Consider the following 26,694-nt stretch of genomic DNA (forward strand, 5'->3'; position numbering starts at 1 on the left):
ATGATAAGATTTTTTAAGGCAATTTTGCTTATGCTAATATTGCCATTTATTGTAGAAGGCAATAATCCATTAGTGAAGCATTTATATACTGCAGATCCTACAGCGCGAGTAATGAATGGAAAGTTATATGTATTTCCTTCGTGCGATATTAAATGTGCCGAAGGAGAAGGAAACAATGGTTTTTGTATGCCGTTCTACCATGCTTTCTCAAGCGAAAATATGTTTGATTGGACAGACCATGGAAGAATAATTGACCAGAACGATGTGCAGTGGGGAAAGAAAAATAGCTATGGTATGTGGGCGCCCGATTGTATTGAGAAAGATGGCAAATATTACTACTACTTTCCGGGAATGCCCGAAGATAGCTCTGCTTTTAGACGTATAGGCGTTGCGATAGCAAAATCGCCAGAAGGTCCTTACAAGTTAGAGAAAGACTATATGAAAGGTGTGTCTGGTATCGATCCCAATGTTTTTATTGATGATGATGGTCAAGCATATTTATATTATGGAGGAGGTGAAAAACTTCAGGTAGTTAAATTAAAGGATGATATGAAAACCATAGATGGCGAAGTGAAAACCATTATGGGTTTACCTGCAAAATATAAAGAAGGTCCGTTTATGTTTAAACGAAATGGGGTGTATTACTTTACCTTCCCTCATTCGCCAAGCGGGTCAGAAGAGTTGGCTTATGCTATAGGAACATCTCCGATGGGGCCATTTGAGTATAAAGGTTTGTTTATGCAAAGATGGACCGATCATTGCTGGACAAATCATCATTCGGTAGTTGAATATAAGGGACAATGGATTGTGTTTTATCATCATCATGATATCAGTAAAGATGAACACCTCAGGTCGATGTGTGCCGATTATTTAAATTTTAATGCTGATGGAACCATTCAGGAAGTTATTCCAAGCCTACGTGGAATTGGAATTTGCCCAGCAAGTAATAAAATACAAGTGGATAGATATACTGATATTCATAAGGCGCAAGCTAATCTGATGAGTGATCAAGAAGAACCTAATTGGCAAGTGGACTATATAGAAAATGGAGGTTGGGTAAAGTATGATAGAGTAGATTTTAGTAAAAAGAAATATACTAAAGTAACTGCTAGAGTTGCTTGTGATGCGCAAGGTGGAGTATTGGAGATTCGTCAAGGTGGTCATTGGGGCAAATTGATTGCATCTATTCCTGTTAAATCAACTGAAGCTTGGAATAACTGGACCGAGGTAGAGGCTGAGTTGCAAACTAGCATGCAAGGCGTACAAAATATAACATGCGTTTTTAAAGGAGATAAAGGGTATTTATATAATCTGGATTGGATCCAGTTCAGATAGTATTTTGAGGTACTAAAGAGTTGTAGTTATTATTTAGTAATAATTGCAAAATTATAAAATGGCTAAAAGAGGATTGTTGAGTAATATAAAACTCAATAATCCTCTTTTTTTTATTCTTATAAAGTAGTTTGTAATATAAATTAACACAATTGGTCAACCAATTGCTTGTTCTATTGGATGTGATATTTTTTTTAATTTAGTTTAATGTGTCTATATCCATTGTACAGTATGGTTTGTGTTGATTTATTGTTGCTTCCATGTTATTCTTGTATTGTAAAAAAATAGTCTTAAAATTTGTTAATAAAAAAATCATTCGTAAATTGGTCAACCAGTAGATGGTAAATCAATGGTTGATATTGCAGAGAAGTTAAGCCCCATCTAAGATTGCAAAGTTTTGGTTGAAAAAAAACCAATTATAAGACATTAAGACTTAAAGAATAGATAGTTAGATGAGATATTTTAATACATACATTTTAATAGTTGTTGGATGTTTGGTTTTTTCTTTATCAAATGCCACAAATTATTCTGTTTCGTCTGCTTTTGATATCGAAAATGTATTAAATGATATTCAGCCAGGAGATACTATTAAAATGACTTCGGGTAATTGGGTGAATGAAAATATAGTTTTTGAAGGACAGGGAACAGAAACAAATCCTATAGTACTTATTCCAGCATTTAAAAATAAAGTAATATTGTCGGGTACGTCTTCTTTAAGAGTTGCTGGAAGCTACTTAGAAGTAAACGGTCTACAATTTGTTGACGGTTATTCAACTTCAGGAGCAGTAATTGAGTTTAGAAATGGTTCTTCAAAATTAGCCAATAATTGTAGGTTAACCAACACTAGTATTGTTGATTATAATCCTACGGATAAAGACGAAGATTATAAATGGGTTTCTGTTTATGGAAAAAACAATAGAATAGATCATTGCGAATTTTCAGGTAAACAGCACTCCGGAACTACTCTGGTAGTTTGGTTAAATGACGAACCTAATTATACGCAAATTGATTATAATTACTTTGGCGCTAGACCAGATTTGGGGTACAATGGAGGCGAGACCATAAGGATTGGGACAAGTTCTAATAGCATGAAAGAATCTCGCGCTATTGTAGAGTATAATCTTTTTGAAGAATGCGATGGCGAAATTGAAATTATCTCTAATAAGTCGTGCTTTAATACTTATCGTTACAACACTTTTAACAATTGCGACGGATGTTTAACATTGCGTCATGGTAACGATTGTTCGGTTTATAGTAATTTCTTTTTGGGAGATAACAAGTCATCTGGTGGAGTTAGAGTAATTGGTGAAAGACATCAGGTATACAATAATTATTTTGATGGCTTAAAGGGAGATGGATACCGATCGGCTATCTGCATCATGAATGGAGTTCCAAACTCACCATTAAACCGATATTTTCAGGTTAAGGATGCTGTTATTGTCAATAATACGATGGTTAATTGCAAAGTGCCATTAACTGTGGGAGCAGGTAAAGATTCAGAAAAAAGCTTAGCTCCTTTAGACTGTACCTTTGCGAACAATGTGATGGATAAAACAAGTGGCAGCCAGAATGTTGAATTTGATGATCAGCCTACAAATATGACATGGTTAGGTAACGTGATGAATGCTGAGGCTGATGATGAAGAGGTTTCGGAGGGCTTTGTTTTTGCAGATCCCCAGTTAGCGTTAGTTGAAGGATTGTATCGTCCTGCGGCATCGAGTATTGTAATCAATGCAAGTCAAGGAAGCTTCCCTCAAATACAATCAGATATCGATGGCCAAGAAAGAGAAGGTGATAAGGATGCTGGATGCGATGAGTTGAGTGATGCCCCAATTATAAATAAACCATTAGATAAATCGGAAGTAGGTCCATATTTTGGTCAAGATGATGATGTTTCTGTAGTTAATACTAGAGCTGCACTACAGGCAGATATGGTAAAATGTTATATTAAAAATAATGTGATTTCTGTATTAGTGCAAGAAACTAAGTTTTTACCACTTCAATATCAACTATTCGACCTTACAGGAAAAGCCCTAAATGCAGGAGAAATATTGAGTTTAAAAACTCAAATAAATACGAATGGAACAAATAGAATACTGTTGGCTCATTTTAAATCAGGTCAAAAGTATTATCAGTCATATAAACTATTGCAAAATAGTTCTGAATAAGAATCTTATAATTAGCTTTTTACAATTTAAACTAAAAATTATGAAAATGAAAAAAAATCGTTGGTTGCTAACAAAAGGATTGCTCTTTTTCGGTATCTGAATTTCAAGGATTCAGGTGTTGTTACTATTCATTGAAGCTGTGTATATGTAACTAGGCAATTCTGTATGATGGATATTATACCATTATAAATAAAGAAGTTATCTTAAATAACAGTTTCTATTTCTAGATGAGAGTTTTAAAATAATTATAGGTAAATTTGGTCGACCAATTATTGGAGCGACAATTGAAAAAATACAAATAACATATGGAACTATTAGAAAATTTTAAAGCAATAGAAGTAGAGACACCTGTAGATAAGATCATTAGGCAAATAAGAGAGTTGATTATTTCTGGATACTTGAATCCTGGAGATCGATTACCATCGGAAAGAAAGTTATCTGAAAAATTAGGTGTTGGAAGAACTTACATTCGTGATGCCATAAAAAAATTGGAATTCGTAGGTATCTTAAATACTTTGCCGCAAAGTGGTGTAGTGGTTAACGGCGTAGACATTGCAGCCATGGAAGGCTTGTTCTCTAATATCATGAAAATTGAGAAGCCCGACTTTTTCTCTTTGGTAGAATCAAGGGTAATGATGGAAAAATTTGCAATTCAACAAGCAGCTATTCGCAGAACAGATGAAGATATTGTTGCCATACAGGAAGCGTTAGATAAATATAATGCACGTGTTGAAAAAGGACTTCCTGCAGAAAATGAGGATTTTATATTCCATTTAAGAATTGCGGAGGCTAGTCATAACTCGGTAATTAAAACCATGATGTTAATTATACTACCCGATATCATGAAAATTTATATCACAGAGAAAGTTTGTAGCGCCGAACGAAAAGTAAAACGAGTTGAAGAGCATAATGCTATTCTTCAGGCGATTAAAGATGGAGATGGAGATGAAGCTGTAAAACATATGCTAGACCATCTGCATGATGTAGTTGAATTTAGTAAAGAAAAATAATAACCTAAAGCTGTTTAATAAATAATGAAAGTTGATTCAGGATAAAAAAAATTAGTGCGCCGAAACGCACTAATTCACCAAGTGCAATACAAGTCCCTTATTACTAATTAACAAACTCATTCATCTCGACAATATATGAGCTTGTACCGGGGGTGTATTGTCTACAAAGCTAATAAAAATCTAATTGTTATAATTCCAAAGAGATAAAACAAGCATAGATTAAAGTGTACTGTCCCTATACCCAGATCATTGACATATAGACGCTAAACGCTGTTTTATAGAATCTTGGAAAAAATTATAATCAAATGAAAAGAAAAATTCTATTTACATTATTATTATGTACCGGATTATTCACTCATGTATTTGCGCAAACATATACAGGTACAGTGACCGATGCCGGTGACGGATCTCCTCTAATAGGAGTAAATGTGGTTGAAAAAGGAACCACGAACGGAACCATTACCAATATTGATGGTAATTATTCTTTAAAAACGCAAGGCGAAAATGCTGTGCTTGTATTCTCATTTATTGGATATACTCCCCAAGAAATACTATCGACTAACCAATCCGTGATTAATGTTGTGCTGGAAGCTGACGTTGAAGGATTAGAGGAAGTTGTTGTTGTTGGCTACGGGGTTCAGAAAAAATCTCACCTAACAGGAGCTATTTCGAAAGTTAAAAATGAAAAATTAGATCAAGTAGTTGTTGCAAGGGTAGATGATGCTTTGATTGGTCAAGTTTCGGGTGTTAATATTCAGGCCACTTCGGCTGAGGCTGGTGCCGCTCCAACAATTACTATTAGAGGTTTCGGATCAATAACAGCTGACTCAGGACCAGCAGTTGTAGTGGATGGTATTGTGGTTGATGCTAGTTTTCTTGGAAACCTAGATATGAATGATATAGAATCTTTTGAGGTATTAAAAGATGCTGCTTCTGCTGCAATTTATGGTAGTGAAGGGTCTAATGGGGTAATAATGATTACGACAAAGACTGGAAAAGAAGGAAAAACAAAACTAACGTATAACACTTTTACAGGATATAAATCGGCTTTTGATAGTGATGACTATAAAAAGAATCTATCTGAGTGGTCAGCTAAAGAATTAGCTGCAACAGGTCAAATTTCAGAGGCTACTCAATATGCACAAAAAATAGTAGATGTAACTGGTATTGACAGAGATTGGCAGGATGTTTTCTTTAACGGAGGAATTATCACCAGCCACTCATTAGCAGCCAGTGGAGGTACAGAAGATACAAAGTTTTCTGCTTCATTAAGATATCTAAATGATGAAGGTGTTGTTTTAACAGATAACTACAGACTGTTTTCAGCAAAAGCAAAAATTGATAGTAAATTAGGAAAGAAATTGAAATTTGGATTAAGCATAACACCTTCTTATTCAAAAAGAAGAGCGCTGCCTACTTCTATACATAATCCAATAAGACAATCACCTTGGTTGCCTATTTATCATACAGATGAAACATTACAATTTATAAATAGAGATGCTTACCCTAATGTAGGTGTAGGAGATTATTTTTATGAGAATCATTTAGTTGAATTAGATTTGGATGGTAATGGTAGCGATAGTAGACCACGAACTACTGGTGATTCAAACCCTTATGCTCAATATGCAGAAAGAGAGCATTATGAGTATAATACCAAAGTATTAGGTTCTACTTATTTGAGTTATAAAATTATGGATGGACTTATAGCTAAGACATCTTTAGGGGTAACTTTAGAACAACGAAAAAGAACAAGGTGGGATGGAACAAAACACCATGCATCAGGAAGTAGTAGAGCACAATATTTATTGAATAATAGATTTAGAACCAGGATAATCTCTGATAATACTTTCTCATACAACAAACTGTTTGGTGATCATGAGATTAGTGCTTTGGCCGGTGTAACTATCCAAAGAAGAAATGAAGAAACGAGTCAGATTGTAGGTACAGGATATACCAACGATTTACTTAAAAACCTGCAAGGAGCAACTACTGTTGTTTCAGAGGGAGAGTACAATATTGAAAAGAATAAAATAGGATACTTTGGTAGAGTCTCTTATGCTTATGCTAATAAGTACCTATTTAATGCATCGTTTAGACGTGATGGTAGTTCAGTTTTTGGAGTGCAATCTAAGTGGGGTAATTTCCCGGCAGCATCTATGGGATGGAATATGCATAATGAAAGTTTTTTGAGTGATAACGATATACTGAGCAAATTAAAGCTTAGAGTTAGTTATGGTCTTACAGGTTCCGAAAACTTTAATGTAGGAGACGATTTAGTTAACGCTTGGCCTTATTTAGCACAATTAGATAATACCAATGCAATTACTGATGGTGGTATTTCTACAGGAGTTTCTCCTAAAAATATTGCTAATCTATTATTACAATGGGAAGCATCTGAAGAATTTAACCCAGGTTTAGATTTCGGATTTTTAAATAACAGAATCTCAGGTTCAGTAGATTATTATATCAGAACCAGCGATCAGTTATTGCTTAATAATCCAGTGTCGTACGTTACTGGGTTTAATAGTGGTATTGTAAATTTAGGGAAAGTAGAAAATAGTGGTTGGGAATTTGAATTAAGAACTAAAAATATTTCGAAAGAAAACTTTTATTGGAATACTATTCTTATTGCTTCTACTAACAGAAACAAACTGCTTGATTATGGAGAATCTGATGGTGCCTTAACAGAAGATGGATTTAACAGAGGTTCTCAATGGATAAATTCTGTAGGTAATCCAATATCTTCTTTTTATGGATATGTTGTAGATGAAAGTAAGGAATTGTCTGATGAATATTGGGACTCCCCGTGGCTTCCTATTAATGGAATTTCAGAAGATGTTATTGTTAAAGATTTAAATGGTGATGGTTTAATTACCGATGAGGATAAAACGATATTAGGAGACCCATATCCTGAAATTAATTGGAGTGTAACTAACGAATTCAGATATAAAAACATAGATCTATCCTTTATGTTCCAAGGTAGTCAGGGAGCCGAAGTGAAAAATATTGGAGACCAATACTTTTTCTCTCACTGGAACGGAGCTACTACCGATGAGCAAGCTGTTGTAGATGCAGGAGTCATTTCTGATGCCTCTTTCCTTAAGCCAAGAATTCATACTAATGATGTTGTTATGAGTGCAGGTTATATTTCATTGAGAAATGTAAATATTGGCTATACTTTTTCTGATAATACATTATCAAAAATAGGAATAGAATCATTAAGGCTTTATGCAACAGGCCAGAATTTACTGTACTTCACTTCAGATGATTATCATGGTTTTAACCCAGAGTTTATCGAAACGGCTAACGGAAATTCACCTCAATCGTATGGAGCTCAAAGAGCAGGTACACCATTATTTAGAACCTACTCAGTTGGTTTAAACGTTACTTTTTAATCAAAAAATATTAGATCATGAAATATATAAAACTTTTAATTTTTGCTATCACGGGAGCCTTATTAGTTTCTTGTGATACAGATGAGTTTTTAAATCCTCTACCAGACTCTGTTATTGTTGCTGAAAGTTTTTTTCAATCAGACGATGATGTTTTAGCTGGGATAATTGGGATTTATGATGCTGTGCAAGGTGTTAATGAAAATACAGAATCAAGTACTGTAAGATTCAATAGAGGAGTACAATTAGAGTACCTTTTAACAGAACACCGATCTGATAATACTAGAAGTAAAACGCTAGAAGGTTCAAGAGCCGATTTTCACCGATATATAGTTGAGCCTGAAAATATCCAATCGGAGGATTATTGGCAATCTATGTATGAGATTATTTTTAGAGCAAATAATGTTTTAAAATATGTGAATAAGGCCGATGCCACAAACATTAATAAATATACTGCAGAAGCTAAATTTTTAAGAGCATATGCATATTTTAACTTGGTAAGATTGTATGGTGCTGTACCATTAGTAACGGCAATTGTAGGTCCGAATGAAAAAGAACTGCTTTTTACCAGAGTGGCTGTAGAAACAGTCTACGAGCAAATTGTATCAGATTTACAAGCTGGGGTTGATTATCTTGATAACACACATAAATCCAGAGCTTCTAAAGTAGCAGCTCAAGCAATGTTAGCTAAAGTATACCTAACGCTAGCTACACCAAACTATGGTGGTGCAAAAGATTTATGCGAGGATATTATTACTACTGGAGGTTTAGGTTTAGAAGATAATTTTAGTGATGTGTTTTATAATGAGTTGAATAACGAAATTATTTTTGCTATTCAATACTTGTCAGGAAACCCAGAAGAAAGCCAAGGTTTTTCATCAGAATTTACCTCTTATAAACGTCAAGGAAGACAGGATGGACTGAATATAGTAAATCCTAATCTTGCGGAGGATTTTATCGCAAACGGAGGTAATAGAACGGCTGTTTCTTATGCTGCTTTTGGACCAGATGCTGACCTCCCTATACCTGAAAACGCAGAGGTAATTAAATTTTTACCAGACGGATCTGATATTTCTGACCCGAACCTTCCAACATATGGTGGTGCTCCTGCAAATGCTGGTAACGACTGGATTATTTTACGTTATTCCGATGTACTATTAATGCACGCAGAGGCTATTATGGCAGGTGGAAATACATCCGATGATAGTGCTATAGATTCTTATATGAAAGTTAAGGTTAGAGCGGGATTTGATGCAGTAGCAGATCGACCTGCTGTTTTAACAGTTGATGCTTTATTGCTCGAAAGAAGAGTAGAGTTGGCTTTTGAAAACCATCGTTTCTTTGATTTACTGCGCTTAGGAGTAGCACATGAAGTGTTAGGTGCTCACGCTGAAGAAATGGGATATACGAGTTATAATATCAGAAGATTATTATTACCAATTCCAGCCAGGGAAATTAACTTAAGTGATGGTATTTTGACTCAAAATCCTCAATAATAATTTATAAGCATTAAGATTATGAAAAATCAAATAAATATTTTCAAAAACACCATGAAGGTGGTGTGGTTCATATCGGTAGTGTTTTTATCGGTAAGTTGTGAAAAAGCTTTTGAGTTTGAGTTACCAGAAGCCGGTTCTAAAGAGGATACTAGTTTACCAGTTGCTAGCTTTGCTTATATTCCAAATGCAGAGAATTTCAAAACCATAGAGTTTAATAATCTGTCAACGGAGTCTATTAAATATCTATGGGACTTTGGAGGAGGAAATACCTCAACAGATAAAGATCCTAGTTATACTTTTGAAGCAGGTGAAGGTTCTTATCCTGTAACGTTGACTGCTCTTGATGGTAATGAAGCATCAAATACGGTAACCATAGATGTTGAAGTAGTAGATAAATTTGTGCCTATTCCGGTAACAATTTTAAATGGTGATTTTGATGGTGGTTCTTCCGATTGGAAATTTGCTTCTTTTACAGGAGGAAATACAAATCCATTTAACTCTAGTTCTGATGGATCATTTACAAATTATGATGGAACAGATAATGGAGCTAAAACAAAAGGAGCCAAATGGACTAAATCAACTTCTGCAGGTGCTTACTTAACTTCTAACACAAGATATGCTTACCAAGCAATTATTGTATCTCCTTCTAATGTAGATCGTGATGTAAAATATATTCTGGAATATGAATATGCTATTAAAACACCGGCAGAACAGGCAGGGGTTGCACCAGGAGGTAATAGGATAATTTCTGAAGTTTTAGATGGTCACTTTGAAGATGGAGCAGATGCCGTTGCAAGCACTCCTATTAGTCAATTTATTGGATCTGAGGCAAAGGGTAAAACATCTCATACATTGGTGGAACAAGAATTTATTGCCAATGCTAGTGGAGAAGTTTCTATCATGTTTTATGCTGTCACTGATGTGGATTTATACTTAGATAATGTTAAAGTTTATCCAGCTGATTAATTTGGATGAGAATTATAACGATAAAACACAAATGATTATGAATTTATTAAAAAAAGGAATATTTACCTTATTTATAATAGGTCTTATAGCATCATGTGAAGTGGATAAAGAGATTAATCCATCGGATGAAGATGCTGTAGGGAAAGGGCTTACAGAGATTACTTTTTCAAGCTTTGAGGCTGCTTCAGGTCCCGACGAGAATGGATTAGAAGATGGTACCTATTTTACCGTAGTACCTTTAGCTATCGGAGTTACATCTTACTCTGTTGACTTTGGAAATGGAGAAACACCTGTAACTATTGGAGCAGGGGAGTCAGCTTCTTACGACTATCCCAACGAAGTTAAAGAAGCTACCTATACGATAACCGTAGTTGCTAAAGCTGATGGTTTAGAAAGTGTTACTAAAACAGAAGATATACTAGTTGAGCATGAAGTTACAGCTGTAATGTCTGCTCCTGATTCGCCAACTGAAGGCCTTGAAGAAGTATTATCTATTTATAGTAATGGTATTGAGTACGATGGCGCTTTTATCTCGTACAGATATAAAGCCGGAGGAGTTGATTTTGCCAAAGGAAGTGCGCAACAGGGTGAAGTTACGATGGAATCAGGAAATAAAGTGATGCAATATTCGAGACTTAGTACAGAGGTGGCAGCATCTATTGGGCTAGATGATATTGTTGTGGCTGATGCTTTTGGTTCTGGTGTTGCTGCTACACATTTATATTTAGATGTACATTCTGATTTTGCTGTGGGTATTGATAAGTTGAAATTAGTACTGGTAAATGGCGCTACAGAATATGACTATAGTATAGATTTAGTAGATGGCGAATGGATCAGTTTAGATTTAGATTTGGCTACTGATTTTTCAGAACCAGTGATTCAGTTTAACGAAATTAAATTTGAATTAGGAACTGAAGGTATGGCAAAGGATGCTGCAACGCTTAATATTGATAATGTGTATCTATCTAAGCCAATTACATCAGTTATTTTAAACGGAGCTTTCGATGCTAAAACAGATCATTGGAGATTTACTGCATTCACGGATGGTACTACTACTCCTTTTGGTTCAAGTTCTGATGGTTCATGGACTAATTATGACGGAACTTCTAATGGTTCTAAAACACCAGGAGCAAAATGGACCGCAAGTCAATCAGGAGGTTATCTGCAAGGTTCTGGATCGAGATATGCATACCAGGCGCTTAAATTAATGCCAAATACGGATTATGTATTAGAGTATGAATATGCTATAAAGAGTGATGAAGCCAATGATCCTATTGGAGGAAGAAGCATTGTTGGACTGATTTTGGATGAGCATTACATTGATGGTGCGGATGCTGTTAAAAACCTAGGTTCTAATTTAGGTAATCATGTTGGAACCATAGCAGAAGGCAAATTTTCTGATACCAGAGGAACATTAGTTCAAATTCCATTTACTACCAATGATAGTGGTGAAGTTGCGGTAATGTTTTATGCAGTAACTTCAGTAGATGCTTGGATTGATAATGTGAAAGTTTATCAAGACTAGGGTTAATTAAATAATTGATTTACAATGAAAAACTTCCGAAGAAATATATTACTACTTGGTTTAATAGCATTTCTTTCTGTTAACACTACTTCTCAAAACCAGAAGAGTAGTGTTACAGAATCGGAAAGTAAAATTGAAAAACGAGGCAAAAGGAAGACGAAGAAAGCTAAGCTTCCTAATATAGATTTAAAAAACTGGAAAGTAACTTTACCTGTATCAAACGATGCAGGTAAACCAGTTGAAATTGAACCTCCCGAGATTTTGAATTTTGCATCCATGGAAATCGCTAAACCATACATGTATATTGATTCTACAAGAGGTGCTATTGTGTTTCATGCTAAGCCAACTGCCTCTACAACGAGAAACACCAAATATTCTCGTTCAGAATTAAGAGAGCAAATGGTTCCTGGTGAAAACAATGTGAATTGGACATTTAAGGATGGTGCTTACATGAAGGGGAAATTAGCGATGGAGGCAACAACCAGAGATTCAGATGGTAAATACCATAGAACTATTATTATGCAAATTCATGGTAGATTAACAAATGAGCAACGTGATTTAATTGGTGCTGATGATAATAATGCCCCACCTATCTTGAAAATTTATTGGGATAATGGAAAAATACGGGTTAAAACAAAGGTGCTAAAAAATCCAAATGCTACATATAAAGGGATGCTGCATGAAGATGCTTGGGGAGATGATAAGGGCTTTAATTTTGAACAAGAAGTAGGCTTTAGAAAATTCACTTTAGAGGTTAAAGTTTCTGATGGAAAGATGGTGGTTATTTTAAACAAAAACGAGTTTAAAGTGTACGAAAACATTCACATGAAAAAGTGGGGAATTTTTGAAAACTACTTTAAAGCCGGAAATTATTTTCAAACTAGAGATGAGGGAGCTTATTCTAAAGTGAGGTTTTACGAATTAAGTGTTAGTCATTGATTTTTTGGTTCGACTTAAGAAAGTGACTAAACAATTACAAGAATAAAAAGAAAATGAATTCCTGGCTTAGGGCAAAATCAGGAATGTTATTAGAAGTTGTAAGTTGATTGCCATTGGCTTATAACAAATTGAGTTTATAGTTTTTGAGTAGGTAGCGTGGCGCACTAACATAACTAGGGCACTTTTTTTTAGTGCGCCACTTATCTTAAAAATAAATGAATAGAAGACTTGTCAATCAGGATTCTGTAAATAAATTACATATGACATCATTCAATAAAATATTAGTTGTTTTATCCTTAGTACTGTTTTTTTGCAGCTGTGCAGATAAGGGAGTTATTAAGGTTAAAAATGTAGAAGAGTTTAATGTGGCAGTTAAAAATGCCTTGCCAGGTGATGTTATACAAATGGCTAATGGTGTTTGGAAAAATACTGAGCTTAAATTTGATGCTAAAGGAACGGCTGAAAATCCAATTCAGCTAGTGGTGGAAGAAAGGGGAAAAGTTAAATTAGAAGGACAATCTAGAATTAATATTAGTGGAGAGCATTTGATTGTTAATGGATTAGTTTTTACGAACGGACATACGCCGGCAAGCGAAGTAATTTCGTTTAAAAAGAAAAAAGGAGTTTATGCTAATAACTGTCGTGTAACAGAATGTGTTATTGATAATTATAATCCAATCGAAAGAATGGAATCAACCTATTGGGTATCGTTATATGGAAAAAATAACCGTGTAGATCATTGTTACCTAGTGGATAAAAGAAATAAAGGTGTTACCATGGCAGTTAGAATGGTGGATGAAGCTTGTCGTGAAAACAACCATCGAATTGACCATAACTATTTTGGCTACAGACAAAATTTAGGAGCGAATGGCGGAGAAACACTTCGTATCGGAACTTCTCATTACTCACTATCTACAAGTGCAACTCAGGTAGATAGCAATTACTTCGAAAGTTGCGATGGTGAGCACGAAATTATTTCAAACAAATCGTGTGGAAACCAATTTATTGATAACACTTTTTATGAGTGTAGAGGAACATTAACTTACCGTCATGGAAACGATAATGTTTCAAAAGGAAATTTCTTTATCGGAAATAATAAAGAATATACAGGTGGAATCAGAATCATCAATAAAAGAAATAAAGCAATTAATAACTATTTCAGCGACTTAAAAGGATACCGTTTCAGAGGTTCGTTAGTAATTATGAATGGTGTGCCTAATTCGGCTATTAATCGTTATCACCAAGTAGATGGAGGTGTATTTGCAAACAATACATTTGTAAACTGCGATCATATTCAATTGTGCTCAGGAAGCGATGAAGAACGATCGGCTGTTCCAATCAATTCAGTTATCGAGAACAATGTTTTCTATCACGATAACTCGGATAATATTTTTACAGTATTTGATGATATTTCAGGTATTGAATTTAAGAAGAATATCATTGGCAAAAACCTAAAAAATATTGATAACAAATTAACCGTAACTAACTTAAAAGTTATTGAAAACGAATTTGGTTTTAAAATACCGCAAGTAGAAGAAGGAATTGGATCTACATTAGTAAAACCAGCTGCAACAGCGGACAATACAGGAGTTAGTTGGTACCCTAAAGCTAAAGGGGAAATGCAGTTTAATACAGGAAAAACGATAGAGGTAAAAGCTGGAGTAAATACTTTGTTTGATGCGATTGTTACAAGTCAGACAGGAGATGTTATAGTGCTGAGTGAGTCTGGCGATTATGTTATGGATAAGATGATGGAATTAACGCATCCTATTACTATTAAATCTGCTACTAAAGAAATAAAACCTGTTATAAAATCGAGTAAAGCAGAGATGTTTTTGATTGCCAATGGAGGAGGTTTAAAACTTCAAGGTATTGAGATAAATGGAGCCGAATCGCCTGATTATGCTGGTAACAGTATGGTAAGTACAAGTCATTATTCAATGAACTGTAATTACAAGTTTTTAATGGAAGATTGCCAGGTAACTGATTTAGATGTAAACCACTCGTTTGATTTCTTAAAAGTGTATAAAAACACCATGGCCGATTCTATTTTAATACGCAACTGCCAGTTCTCCAATATTACAGGAAACATCATGTTACTGAATAAGGAAAAGGATGACTTAGGAATTTATAATGCAGAGTATGTTGTAATTGAAAATTCAGAATTTAAAGATGTAAAAGGTTCTGTACTGAATTTATATCGTGGAGGAACCGACGAAAGTACATTTGGTCCAGCTTTAAAAATAGATGGATGTGTTTTAAGCAATGTTGGATTCGGTAAACGAAATAAAACAGGTTCAGCCATTTATACGCATGGTGTTCAGGTTAATAATATCTCCAACCTAAAAATTGATAATAGTCATTATCTGGATTTATACATGACCAACGGAGAACCTATTACCAATTTAACCAATATAGAAATCAATAATTCAAAAGGGTTTAAATACAATAATCAGTCTTTTACTGCGAATGGTGTAAAAGTTAATGGATCTGTTTTTTAGTAGAGGATGCCCTGAAGGGGCAAAATATATTAGCCCAGGGCAGCGCCCTGGGAATACACAAGAAGACAATCGGTGCAATTACCAAGCAAGTGAATATACAAATTCATTTTGCACCGAAACTGGAAGAATAGTAGGTTAGAAACAGGAAGTAAGAGAATTAAAAAAACACTGTTTTAAATGAAACAAAAAATAATACATATAACTGGAATAATCACTTTAGGAGTATTGCTGACTTTATGCGTACCGCATCAATCAGAAGAAAGCTCTCCGAACGTAATTTTAACTAGTCAAGGTGTAAGTGATATCCGAAATGAACTCGGCAAACTTCCTTTGTTGGATAAGTCATATGATAGATGGGTAAAAGTGCTGGAAGATGACATGGCTTTAGGAGTTAATGTTCCAGTGCCTAAAGATCCTGCTGGGGGATATACGCATAATCGCCACAAGCAAAACTACATTAGTATGTATGGCGCAGGTTTGTTATGGCAACTAAGCGGCGATGAAAAATATGCCATATTTGTAAAAGATATGTTATTGGAATATGCCGATATGTATCCAAGTCTTGGAGCTCATCCTGTAGAAAAATCATATGCCAGAGGAAAGTTATTCTGGCAACAACTGAACGAAGCGGTTTGGTTAGTATACACGTCTCAGGCGTACGACTGTATCAAAAGTTACTTGTCGGAGGAGGATAGGAAAAAGATTGAAGCAGACCTGTTGATACCTTATGCCAATTTGTTATCAGTGGAGTCTACCTACGTATTTAATCGTATCCATAACCATGCGGTTTGGGCTGCAGCTGGCGTTGGTATGGCTGGTTATGCGATGGATAACGAAGAAATGGTTCATAGAGCATTATTTGGAATTGAGACCGAAGAACACAAGGATAAGCCTAAGGGATACTATGCACAATTAGACTTGCTTTTTTCGCCAGATGGGTATTATACAGAGGGGCCATACTATCAGCGTTATGCACTATTGCCTTATGTGTTGTTTGCACAGGCTATTGAAAACAATAATCCAGCGTATAAAATATTCGAGTATAGAGGACAAATTTTAAGAAAAGCAACCTTGGTTACCCTGCAAATGACCAATACCGATGGTAAGTTTATGCCATTTAATGATGCTTTAAAAGATATGAGTTTTAGAGCTCCGGAATTGATTAATGCCGTAAATATTGTATACAATGAATTCCCTGAATCAAAGCAGTTGTTATCTGTAGCAAAAGCACAAGGTAGAGTGGCTTTAACACAGGCTGGTTTGCGTGTTGCAAAGGATTTGAATAATGGTGAGGCACAGCCATTCCAGTGGTTATCTATGGAGTTGAACGATGGAGCCGATGGTAAACAAGGTGCTGTAGGAATACTTCGTGCAGATGCTAATAAAGATGCTGCGTGTGTGGTTATGAAATACGCACAGCATGGTATGGGACACGGACATTTCGATCGTTTAGGCATTATGATGTACGATAATGGTAATGAGATTTTATCGGATTATGGTGCGGCCAGATATGTAAATGTTGAATACAAGCATGGCGGCAGATATCTACCAGAAAACAAGACCTGGGCTAAACATACCGTAGCGCATAATACGGTGGTAATGGATAAAACCACTCAGTTTAATGGCGATTATAAAACGGCTGATAAGGTATCTGGAGAAAAATGGTTTTTCAATATTGAAAATGAGCATATCTCCATTATGAGTGCCAAAGAAAATAATGCTTATGGAAGTGCCCAAGCACAAAGAACTGTAGCAGTAATCAAGGACAAGGATTTATTTGAATTTCCATTGGTAGTGGATGTGTTTAAGATTGATGATGATAAAAAGCACACTTACGATTTACCTTTTTATTATAAAGGCAAGTTATTATATACCAATGCCGACTATACCAATTTTACAACGCAAAGAGGAACCATGGGTGATGATTTTGGTTACCAGCACCTTTGGAAAGAAGGTCAGGGCAAAGCATCAACAGATAATTTTCAAACGGTATGGTTTAACGAAGGTCGTTTTTATACCATGACCACTGAAGCACAAGCCGATGATGAAATATTCTATACAAGAATTGGAGCCAACGATCCTGAGTTTTCATTGCGAAATGAAACAGGCCTTTTATTCCGACGCTCTAATCAATCATCCACTTGTTTTGCTAGTGCACTTGAGGTACATGGAAATAAAAATTTTGATACCGAGCTGGTAGAAAATCAAGTAGGTATTGTTAAAGGAGTAAAGACCCTTTTAAATAATAAAGCATATACAATTGTAGAGATACAAACGGTTAAAAATAGCTCGATAGTATTGGCAATTTCCAATTCAACAAATGCCCCTTCTGAGGAACATAACATGAACATCGCAGACAAGCAATATACTTGGAAGGGGCCTTATAAACTGTTTAAAAAATAGAGAATAATAGATTATAAACATTAAGTCGGGTGGTTAGAGGTTTTAGTCTGACGTCATTAACTCCAACTACTTGATACTAATTTTAAAAAATATGAAACGATCAAGCGAAAAATTTATTACAACAGCAAACATGGAGTGGGAAGAACTTGGAGGCGGAGTAAGTCGCAAGTTTTTAGGATGGGACAATCAAATTATGATGGTTCAGGTAAAGTTTGAAAAAGGAGCAGAGGGAACACCTCATGATCATTTCCATACACAAGCTACATACTGTGCCAGCGGTAAATTCGAGTTTAATATTGATGGTGAAAAGAAGATTGTTGAAGGTGGTGATGGAGTGTATATTGAACCTAATCTAGTACATGGTGCGCTATGTTTAGAAGCGGGTATTCTAATTGATGTATTTGCTCCGGTTCGCGAAGACTTCCTAGATGGTAGTGGCGTATCATATTTTGGCAAGAAATAAATACTAATAGACAAAAGTATAAAGACGAAAGTATAAAGATGTTGTTTGTTTATAAGTTATGTAAATCATCTTTATACTTTATACTTTAATCTTAATACTAAAAGAATATGAAAATTAAAGGATTACGTTGGTGGATAATAGGTTTGATAATGCTTATTACCGTTATAAACTACTTAGATAGAGGAACGCTTAACTATATGTGGGTGGCCAATATTGAGTACTCTGTAGTAGATGCTATTGATGTAAATCAGAAGGAAAATCAGGCGGAATTTATTGCCCAAGACAATACTTATCGTTTGTATACTAAAAGAGGGGAAGAGTTTATTCAGAGAGCAGACTACCTTACCTTTAAAAAAGAAGGACAGATAGCGGTAAACCGTCAAGGAATGGCTTATGAATTAGGCATTGTTGAAGAAGGAGCTTCGCCTGAAGAAGCCTCGAGACAAGCGAAAGAACAATTGGGGATTATTACCATATTCTTTATGATTGCCTATGGTTTTAGTCAACTTTTTTCAGGAAAATTATACGACAAAATAGGAACTCGAAAAGGTTTTGTGATTTCGGTATTATTATGGGGTACGGCGGATGCGCTTACTTCTTTGGCAAGAGGAAAAGTCTCCTTAACAGGGTTTCGGATGATGCTTGGATTAGGTGAGGCCGGACCATGGCCAGGAGCAACGAAAAGTAACGCAGAATGGTTTCCTCAAAAGGAACGCGCATTTGCGCAAGGTTTATTTGGTGCAGCAGCTTCTATAGGTTCAATATTGGCTCCTATTATCATTTTAATGTTATATATGTCTATTGGCTGGAAAATGACTTTTATTGTTGTTGGGGGCTTAGGTATTGTATGGCTAATTCCTTGGTTAATCATTAATAAAAAAGGACCCAAAGAGCACAAATGGATTACCGAAGAAGAAAGAGAATATATTTTAAGTGGTCAGCCAGAATCTAAAGTTAGCAATGAAGTAGGAAAAACTTGGGGCCAATTATTGTCCAATAAAAAGAATTACTCTGTGATTTTGGGTCGCTTTTTTCTTGATCCAATTTGGTGGATGTTTGTGACCTTTTTACCAATGTATTTAGTCGAAGAATTTGGTTTAAACATTAAAGAATTAGCCTTTTCCGCTTGGATTCCTTATGTAGGAGCAATGGTGGGTAGTATTGCTGGAGGTTGGTTTTCAGGATTCTTAATTCGCAAAGGTGCAACGGTTGATAAAGCACGTAAAAGAGCTATGCTTCTGGGTGGATGTATCATCATCCCATCTGTAATAGCATCAGTTATGGTTCCAAATGCAGTATTGGCTGTTGTTTTAATGGCTTTCGTATTGGGCGGTTTCCAATTTATGATGACAAATATTCAGACTTTACCGAGTGATTTACACGGAGGAAAGTCAGTAGGATCCTTAGCTGGTTTAGGTGGAGCATCTGCAGTGCTAGGAACAATTTTAGCCATTAGTTTTGCCGGTTATATTTCGAGCTGGCCATTATTATTCGGGTTATTGGGCGCATTAGTTCCACTATCATTACTGTCAATTTACGTAACCGTAGGTAAGATTGAGCCAATTGAATAATAAGTAAAAATATTAAAAGAAAACGTTTGATGTGTTTCTCAATTACCTGCTGGTTGTCATTATTGGTAGTAATTAAACCAGCAGGTATTGAGTTTATCATCTGGATAGATAATAAGATTTAGAAATTTAAAAATAATAAAAGTTATGGATTTTAAAGGAAAAGTAGCAGTTATCACTGGGGCAACAGGAGGAATTGGTTTTCAAGTAGCCAAAAGATTAGGTAAAGATGGATATACTGTAGTGTTAAACGGTATAGAAGATGAAGCAGGAGCTAAAAGAGTAGAAGAACTTGCAGCAGAAGGTATTAGTGCTGAGTATTACGGTTTTGATGTAACTAAAGATGAGGAAGTAACTAAAAATATTACTGCCATTGGCGAAAAATATGGTAGAATTGATGTGTTGGTAAACAATGCTGGTGGATTAGGTGGAAGATCTCGTTTTGAAGAGATGACGACTGAATTTTACAGATTTGTGATGGCTTTAAACTTAGACTCAGTATTTTTTGCTTCAAGAGCAGCCATTCCTTTCCTTAAAAAAGGAGAGCACGCTTCAATCATCAATTATACTTCCAATGCAGGATGGAATGCAGGCGGACCAGGAGCAGGTGTGTATGGAACATCTAAAGCAGGTGTACATGCAATTACCAGAGCATTGGCAAAAGATTTAGCTGAATACGGAATTAGAGTAAATGCAGTATCGCCAGGTACTATCGATACACCGTTCCACGCTCAAATTAAATCGACTAAACCAGAAGTTTTTGCTTCATGGAAAAACAATATTTTATTGGGAAGACTAGGTGAGCCAGAAGAGGTCGCTTCAGTTGTTTCTTTCTTAGCAAGCAAAGATGCTTCATTTATTACCGCTGAAACCATTCAGATTGGTGGAGGACAAGCTTTAGGTATCTAAGCATTAAAAGTAACAATTCAGTATAAAGTATTAAGATATAAGTATAAAGATGGTGGTAATTTTACGACTGAAATAAAAGACGAATTTCATTAATTATTACACCTGTTTTTATACTTTATATCACGATTGTTTAGCTATAAATAATCATTAAGAGTTTAAGTCTTATGTCTTTATATTTTTGTCTTACGACTGAATTTTTACAATAGAAATTATTTTTAAGGATGAGCAGGTGGAGGCGCCTGCTATTTGTTAGTGATGGGGTGGCAATAGTCACCCTATTCTGATATTGGCTGTTATTTTATTTTTATAGATGAGTATTCTAGAGTACATACTATTAATTCTTGCAGGTTTAGCATCAGGTTTTATTAATGTTATTGCTGGCGGAGGTTCACTTTTAACACTGCCATTAATGATATTTCTGGGTGTGCCTTCTGTGGTTGCCAATGCGTCAAACCGTGTGGCCATATTGGCTCAAAATATTGTATCTGTATCAAATTTTAAAAAGAACAAAGTATTATCAGGCATGTACCCAGTATACTTGGGTGTGTCTGCTTTGTTTGGAGCAATAATAGGTGCATATATTGCGGTTGATATTCCAGAAAAATTGCTCAATAAAATTCTTTCCATAGTCATGGTAATAGTGGGTGTTTTAATTTTAACAAGCCCTACTTTTAAAGCCGACCAAAAGGAGAGACTCGATTTTAAAAATAGATTCATCGGTGTAATAGTGTTTTTCTTTGTTGGTATTTATGGTGGTTTTTTACAGGCAGGAATTGGCTTTGTAATGATACTTTCATTGGTAAAAATAAACCGCTTTAGTTTATTAAAAACCAATGCTATTAAAGTCACGGTGGCACTTATTTATACCATATCAGCTTTAGCTGTATTTATTTGGCAAGATGTAGTCGATTGGAATGTAGGCTTAACCGTTGCTGTAGGTAGTGCTACAGGAGGATGGTTAGGAAGTCATTTCTCCATAAAAAAAGGCGATGTCTGGATTAAACGTTTCCTACTGGTTGCCATTGTTGTAATGGCCATTAAGTTATGGTTGTTTTAAAACTAAGTTAAAAGTCCAAAGTTGAATGTAAAAAAGGATAACTCTTTACGAATTGTACTTTGCGGGCTTTGCGTAAAATATTATTAAATCTTGTGAAATGGGAAAAGTGGTTGTTTTTGGAGAAGTGATGTTACGCCTTTCTACGCAAGAACATCTAAGATTTAGCCAAGCAGATAAATTGAATGTAACATATGGTGGAGGAGAGGCTAATGTGGCAATCTCGCTTTCTAATTTTGGGGTTGATACAAAAATTGTCAGTCGTTTTCCTCATAATGATATTGGCGATGCATGTCTTAAATCTATCAAGAAATTCGGAGTGGATACCAGCCATGTGTTAATGGGCGGAAAAAGGTTGGGCATCTACTTTTTAGAAACAGGAGCAGATCAACGCGGTTCTAAGGTGGTGTATGATAGAGACGATTCTTCATTTGCTACCATAAAACCAGGAATGATTAATTGGGAAGAGGTATTTAAAGATGCCGATTGGTTCCATTGGTCTGGTTTAAGTGCCGCTATTGCTGAAGACCCAACTTTGGTTTTAGCCGAAGCCGTTAACGCAGCCTATGCCAAAGGAATAACAATTTCGTGCGATATTAACCTTCGTGCTAATCTCTGGAATTATGGGAAAACACCCAATGATGTATTGCCTCCATTGATTAAGATGTGTGATGTCATCTTCGGAAATGAATATGATGCAGAACAGGCCATGGGAATTGATGTTGGTGAAAATATTCGAGGTAAATTCACGAATGAGTCTTTTGTAAGTTCTTCAAAAATGGTGATGGAAAAGTATCCCAACATTAAAAAGATAGTTACTACAAGAAGAGGAAATATTAACGCCAGTCACAATACACTTCGGGGCTTAATGTTTAATGGACAGGAACTTTTTGAAACATCTACTTATGAAATAACTCATATTGTTGATAGAGTAGGAGGTGGCGATGCATTTACAGCAGGAGTAATTTATGGATTGTTAGATCATTCTAAAATTGTTCAAGATACCCTTAATTTTGCTGTAGCAGCTTCAAGTTTTAAGCATACTATTATGGGTGATGCTAATATGGTTAGTGTTGATGAGGTAGAGGAATATATGAAGGAGAATTAATTTAACAATATAAGGTATGAACGCTAAAAATATTAAATCAATAATGCAGACTGTTTTAATGGTTGTTCTTGCTTTGGTGCTCAATAGTTGCTTTCATACGACTAAAAAGTCTGCGGAGTCGGATACAGAAAAGCCGATTTACCCTAGCGATGTTATTCCATTTATGGATGAATGGAAGATTCTTCTTGGCGATGGAACGCATGAAAAAGAACTGGTTAATTATAAAAAAGGAGATTTTTTTTATGTTGAGAATGATGGAAAAACAGATTGGGTTGTGTATAAAACACCAAATGCTGGAATTACATCACGCACTTCAAGTAATACAAGAACAGAACTGGGTCAAAAAGAACATTGGACTCCAGAAATAGGAGGAAAGTTAAGCGGAACATTAAAGGTAATGAATGTTTCAACTTCGGGTGATGCAAGAGTTGCAGCTTCTTACTCAGTTGTAGTAGGTCAAATTCATAGTGACGAAGGACATGAAAACGAGCCTATAAAAATATTTTATAAGAAATTTCCTGGTCATACAAAAGGATCTGTTTTCTGGAACTATGAAATTAATACCAAAGGTGATAATTCTGGAAGATGGGATTATTCAACAGCTGTTTGGGGTTATGATATGTCGGTGGTTGGTGATAGCTCAGACGTATATCCTGAAGAGCCTGAAGACGGTATTGCCTTAGGGGAAGAGTTCACTTATGAAATAAATGTGTATAAAGGAATCATGTATCTTACGTTTACAAGTGAAGGTCATGAAACTATAAAATTTACCAAAAACTTATTGCAGTCAGAATTTGCAACTAAGGAAGATATTCCTCAACAAATATTGACACTATATGCAGAAATAGGGCGCGATGGTGTTGAACGTGAAAATGCATATGCCGGAGAAATTCAATATTTTAAACAAGGTGCCTATAATCAAGCGAATGGAAAGAATCCTGAGGATAATAATGTGTGGCATACCGGCTCTGAGACTTATAACGGAGATATTGCCAAACAATATGCAAACGGATGTTATGCTGAAGTTTGGTTTAAAGACGCTAAGGTAGGTCCTGGTACACCCGTTGATGAGGGATTATAGTACGATTAAAATAAACGATTAGCTAAAATATTTAGATAATGATGAATAATGCAATTTTTATAATGGGAGTCTCTGGTTGTGGAAAGAGCACTATTGGAAATTTGCTGTCGGAAGCATTGGATATACCATTTTTTGATGGTGATGATTTTCATCCAGAATCTAATATCAAAAAGATGAGCAATGGTATTGCTTTAAATGATGAAGACAGATACGATTGGTTAGTTACGCTCAATGATTTAGCGAAGAAACAATTGCAAAATAATAGTTGTGTTATAGTGTGCTCAGCTTTAAAGGAATCTTACAGAAATATTTTAAATAGAGATATTGGCAATCAGGTTAAATGGGTTCATTTAGTTGGCAGTTTTGAGCAAATTTTAGAACGACTAAATAAGAGAGAAAACCATTTTATGTCGCCGGATTTATTACAATCGCAATTCGATATTTTAGAACAACCTAAAAATGCGATAGAGATAAATATAAGTTTAAAACCAGAAGAAATTGTTGAAAGAATAAAAAGGGATTTGAGCAAATAAAGTTGGCAGTAATTCCTGTCAAAGACTAAAAAAGATACTTAATAAACACCAGAACTTATGTCAGAATCAGAAAAGAATAAATCGTTATTAAAGAAGATTATAGCATTAGTTTTAGGTTTTGGACCTGGTATTTTTGCAATAGGATTTACCATCGGAACAGGAAGTATAACTTCCATGATTGTGGCCGGAAGTACATATGGTATGCAATTATTATGGGTGCTACTTCTAAGTTGTTTATTTTCTGGAATACTGATGTTTGCCTATGGTAATTATGGTTTAATAACTGGCGAAACTGCCCTTTATGGATTTAAGAAACATATAAAAGGAGGAAAGATAATAGCGATACTTATTATCCTTGGAATTGCCTTTGGTCAGTGGAATTCTTTAATGGGTATTTTAGGTATATCTGCCAATATACTCTACGAAATTTTTGCCATGAACTTTGAGGGTCTGGTAAACTATAAATACGAAGCAGTTCTAATAATAGCAATTGTTATTATTTCAGTTTTTTACGGATTACTACTCATTGGAAAATATACATTCTTTGAGAAAGTACTGGTCATTTTTGTGACGATAATGGGGTTTTCATTTATCGTATCCTTGTTTTTTGTACAACCCTTACCTGCCGATGTAGTGATGGGTTTAATTCCTTCCATTCCGGATGTGCCCGGTGGTAAAATGATGGTAGCGGCATTCGTTGGAACGACCATGGCGGCAGCAACATTTTTATCGCGACCACTTTTTGTTAAAGGGAAAGGTTGGACAATAAAAGACTTGAAACGTCAGAAAAATGACTCTATTACTGCGGCTATTCTGGTTTTTGTTATTAGTGGTGTAGTTATGGCAGTAGCCTGTGGAGCCTTGTTTCATCAGGGTAAGCCTGTAAAGGCAGTACTCGATATGGCTAATACCTTAGAGCCTGTGGCTGGTAATTTAGCAGTAAGCATTTTCTTTTTTGGAACATTAAGTGCGGGGCTATCATCTATTTTTCCTATCCTTTTAATTGTACCTTTATTGATAGCTGATTACCAATCAGGAGAGCTGGATACAAGTTCTAAGCAATTTAGAATCATCACATTTGTTGCTTGTTTAGTCGCTTTAATTGTTCCTGTTTTTGGTGCAAATCCCATTCAAATGCAAATTCTTTCACAAGTATTCAATGTGTTTGTTTTGCCATTGGTTATCATTGGTATTATTATTCTGGTAAACAACAAAAAAGTAATGAAAGGCTTTAAGACAGGCACTTTTGTAAACATAGGGTTAGGTGCATCTCTTATTTTTGCATGCATCATTTCATATAATGGTGTCCTGGCATTATTCGAATTCTTTTAAAAAACCTTTTACGCTATCAAGTTATAGATTTAATCAATTTAATATAGGATAATATGAATAAGTTAAGCGGAAAAAATATTCTCATCACAGCAGGAGCTCAAGGTATTGGAGAAGCAATCACCAGACATTTTATTGACAGTGGAGCCAATGTCGCTATTCATTACTTTTCCAGTGCAGATACCGCAAATCAATTGAAGGAATACGCAGCTAGTAAAGGAGTAAAAGCGATTGCTGTAAGCGGAGACTTGACTAAAGAAACTGATGCGAATGCAATGGTTGAAAAAACAGTAGAAGCTTTGGGTGGCTTGGATATACTAATTAACAATGCAGGTTCACTTGTAGCACGTAGATTGCTGAATGAAATGGATACTGAGTTTTGGCACAAAGTAATGGACATCAATCTTACATCTATGATGTTTGTAACGCGAGCTGCATCTGCTTATTTAGCAAAAAATGACAACAGTGGTATTATTAATTTAGCATCGCTAGCTGGGCGTAAAGGTGGGCATCCGGGTTCGTTGGTTTATTCTACCAGTAAAGGAGCTATTCTTACGTTTACAAGAGCACTTGCTTCAGAATTAGGACCTCAAGGAATAAGAGTAAATGCTGTTGCTCCCGGTCTTATACTTGGAACTTCATTTCACAATACGCATACTACAAAAGAATCAGCGGATGAAACAACCCGCGGCATTCCAATTCAAAGAGCAGGTAATGCAGATGATGTAGCGAGAGCGGTTCTATATTTAGCATCGGAATACGATGGTTTTATTACTGGCGCTACACTCGATATCAACGGTGGTGTTTACAATATGTAGTTTCTTTTTAAGTAATACATAACTAATAAACATTATTTGAAAACAATAGCGTTCTAAACGATTTGCTTTAATGTTCTGAAAGTTTTGTATAGTGTC

At 35.4% G+C, this 26,694-nt stretch carries 19 protein-coding genes; all 19 read left to right on the top strand.

Translation table 11 applies throughout. The features are described 5' to 3' along the window. The 19 genes from A8L32_RS06245 (at position 1) to A8L32_RS06335 (ending at position 26,598) form a co-directional block, all read left to right on the top strand. Positions 1–1,335 (top strand): family 43 glycosylhydrolase, encoded by a 1,335-nt coding sequence (locus A8L32_RS06245; RefSeq protein ID WP_083631204.1) that lies wholly within the window; start codon positions 1–3, stop codon positions 1,333–1,335. A 449-nt stretch (positions 1,336–1,784) separates the two neighbouring features. Next, on the top strand, positions 1,785–3,500 hold the full coding sequence (locus A8L32_RS06250; RefSeq protein ID WP_066629057.1) for a polysaccharide lyase 6 family protein: 1,716 nt from the start codon (positions 1,785–1,787) through the stop codon (positions 3,498–3,500). 305 nt (positions 3,501–3,805) lie between these two features. Further along, positions 3,806–4,510: a FadR/GntR family transcriptional regulator gene (locus tag A8L32_RS06255; protein ID WP_066629058.1), complete on the top strand. Its 705-nt coding sequence runs from the start codon at positions 3,806–3,808 to the stop codon at positions 4,508–4,510. A 305-nt stretch (positions 4,511–4,815) separates the two neighbouring features. Continuing rightward, positions 4,816–7,905, top strand: coding sequence for a SusC/RagA family TonB-linked outer membrane protein (locus A8L32_RS06260; RefSeq protein WP_066629059.1), 3,090 nt, complete (start codon positions 4,816–4,818; stop codon positions 7,903–7,905). A gap of 17 nt (positions 7,906–7,922) precedes the next feature. Then, complete coding sequence (locus A8L32_RS06265) at positions 7,923–9,398, top strand: RagB/SusD family nutrient uptake outer membrane protein (protein WP_066629061.1); 1,476 nt, start codon at positions 7,923–7,925, stop codon at positions 9,396–9,398. Positions 9,399–9,419: 21 nt separating this feature from the next. Then, on the top strand, positions 9,420–10,367 hold the full coding sequence (locus tag A8L32_RS06270; RefSeq protein ID WP_066629063.1) for a PKD domain-containing protein: 948 nt from the start codon (positions 9,420–9,422) through the stop codon (positions 10,365–10,367). A gap of 37 nt (positions 10,368–10,404) precedes the next feature. Next, on the top strand, positions 10,405–11,892 hold the full coding sequence (locus A8L32_RS06275; protein ID WP_143525029.1) for a PKD domain-containing protein: 1,488 nt from the start codon (positions 10,405–10,407) through the stop codon (positions 11,890–11,892). 24 nt (positions 11,893–11,916) lie between these two features. Further along, positions 11,917–12,831 carry a polysaccharide lyase family 7 protein gene (locus A8L32_RS06280; protein ID WP_066629068.1) on the top strand — a complete coding sequence of 305 codons (915 nt, stop codon included), beginning with the start codon at positions 11,917–11,919 and terminating at the stop codon, positions 12,829–12,831. Positions 12,832–13,046: 215 nt separating this feature from the next. Next, entirely contained in the window at positions 13,047–15,332 is a 2,286-nt protein-coding gene (locus A8L32_RS06285; protein WP_066629071.1) for a polysaccharide lyase 6 family protein, read from the top strand. Between the two features lie 177 nt (positions 15,333–15,509). Beyond that, entirely contained in the window at positions 15,510–17,735 is a 2,226-nt protein-coding gene (locus tag A8L32_RS06290; RefSeq protein ID WP_066629074.1) for a heparinase II/III domain-containing protein, read from the top strand. A gap of 91 nt (positions 17,736–17,826) precedes the next feature. Further along, the gene (locus A8L32_RS06295; protein WP_066629076.1) at positions 17,827–18,198 is read left to right on the top strand and encodes a cupin domain-containing protein; all 372 of its coding nucleotides are present in this window, start codon (positions 17,827–17,829) and stop codon (positions 18,196–18,198) included. A gap of 107 nt (positions 18,199–18,305) precedes the next feature. Further along, positions 18,306–19,769: an MFS transporter gene (locus A8L32_RS06300; RefSeq protein ID WP_066629079.1), complete on the top strand. Its 1,464-nt coding sequence runs from the start codon at positions 18,306–18,308 to the stop codon at positions 19,767–19,769. 144 nt (positions 19,770–19,913) lie between these two features. Then, on the top strand, positions 19,914–20,675 hold the full coding sequence (locus A8L32_RS06305) for an SDR family NAD(P)-dependent oxidoreductase (protein WP_066629083.1): 762 nt from the start codon (positions 19,914–19,916) through the stop codon (positions 20,673–20,675). A gap of 310 nt (positions 20,676–20,985) precedes the next feature. Next, positions 20,986–21,732 (top strand): sulfite exporter TauE/SafE family protein, encoded by a 747-nt coding sequence (locus A8L32_RS06310; protein WP_066629086.1) that lies wholly within the window; start codon positions 20,986–20,988, stop codon positions 21,730–21,732. Positions 21,733–21,829: 97 nt separating this feature from the next. Then, positions 21,830–22,837, top strand: coding sequence for a sugar kinase (locus tag A8L32_RS06315; protein ID WP_066629093.1), 1,008 nt, complete (start codon positions 21,830–21,832; stop codon positions 22,835–22,837). Positions 22,838–22,853: 16 nt separating this feature from the next. Continuing rightward, positions 22,854–23,918: a polysaccharide lyase family 7 protein gene (locus A8L32_RS06320; protein WP_066629094.1), complete on the top strand. Its 1,065-nt coding sequence runs from the start codon at positions 22,854–22,856 to the stop codon at positions 23,916–23,918. Positions 23,919–23,956: 38 nt separating this feature from the next. After that, complete coding sequence (locus tag A8L32_RS06325; protein ID WP_066629096.1) at positions 23,957–24,451, top strand: gluconokinase; 495 nt, start codon at positions 23,957–23,959, stop codon at positions 24,449–24,451. Positions 24,452–24,508: 57 nt separating this feature from the next. Further along, positions 24,509–25,783 carry an Nramp family divalent metal transporter gene (locus A8L32_RS06330; RefSeq protein WP_066629099.1) on the top strand — a complete coding sequence of 425 codons (1,275 nt, stop codon included), beginning with the start codon at positions 24,509–24,511 and terminating at the stop codon, positions 25,781–25,783. Positions 25,784–25,836: 53 nt separating this feature from the next. Then, positions 25,837–26,598, top strand: a complete 762-nt coding sequence (locus A8L32_RS06335) for an SDR family NAD(P)-dependent oxidoreductase (protein ID WP_066629108.1) — start codon at positions 25,837–25,839, stop codon at positions 26,596–26,598. Positions 26,599–26,694 lie beyond the last annotated feature (96 nt).

Origin of the sequence: Labilibacter marinus, from assembly GCF_001659685.2 — a bacterium.
Taxonomy (GTDB): domain Bacteria; phylum Bacteroidota; class Bacteroidia; order Bacteroidales; family Marinilabiliaceae; genus Saccharicrinis; species Saccharicrinis marinus.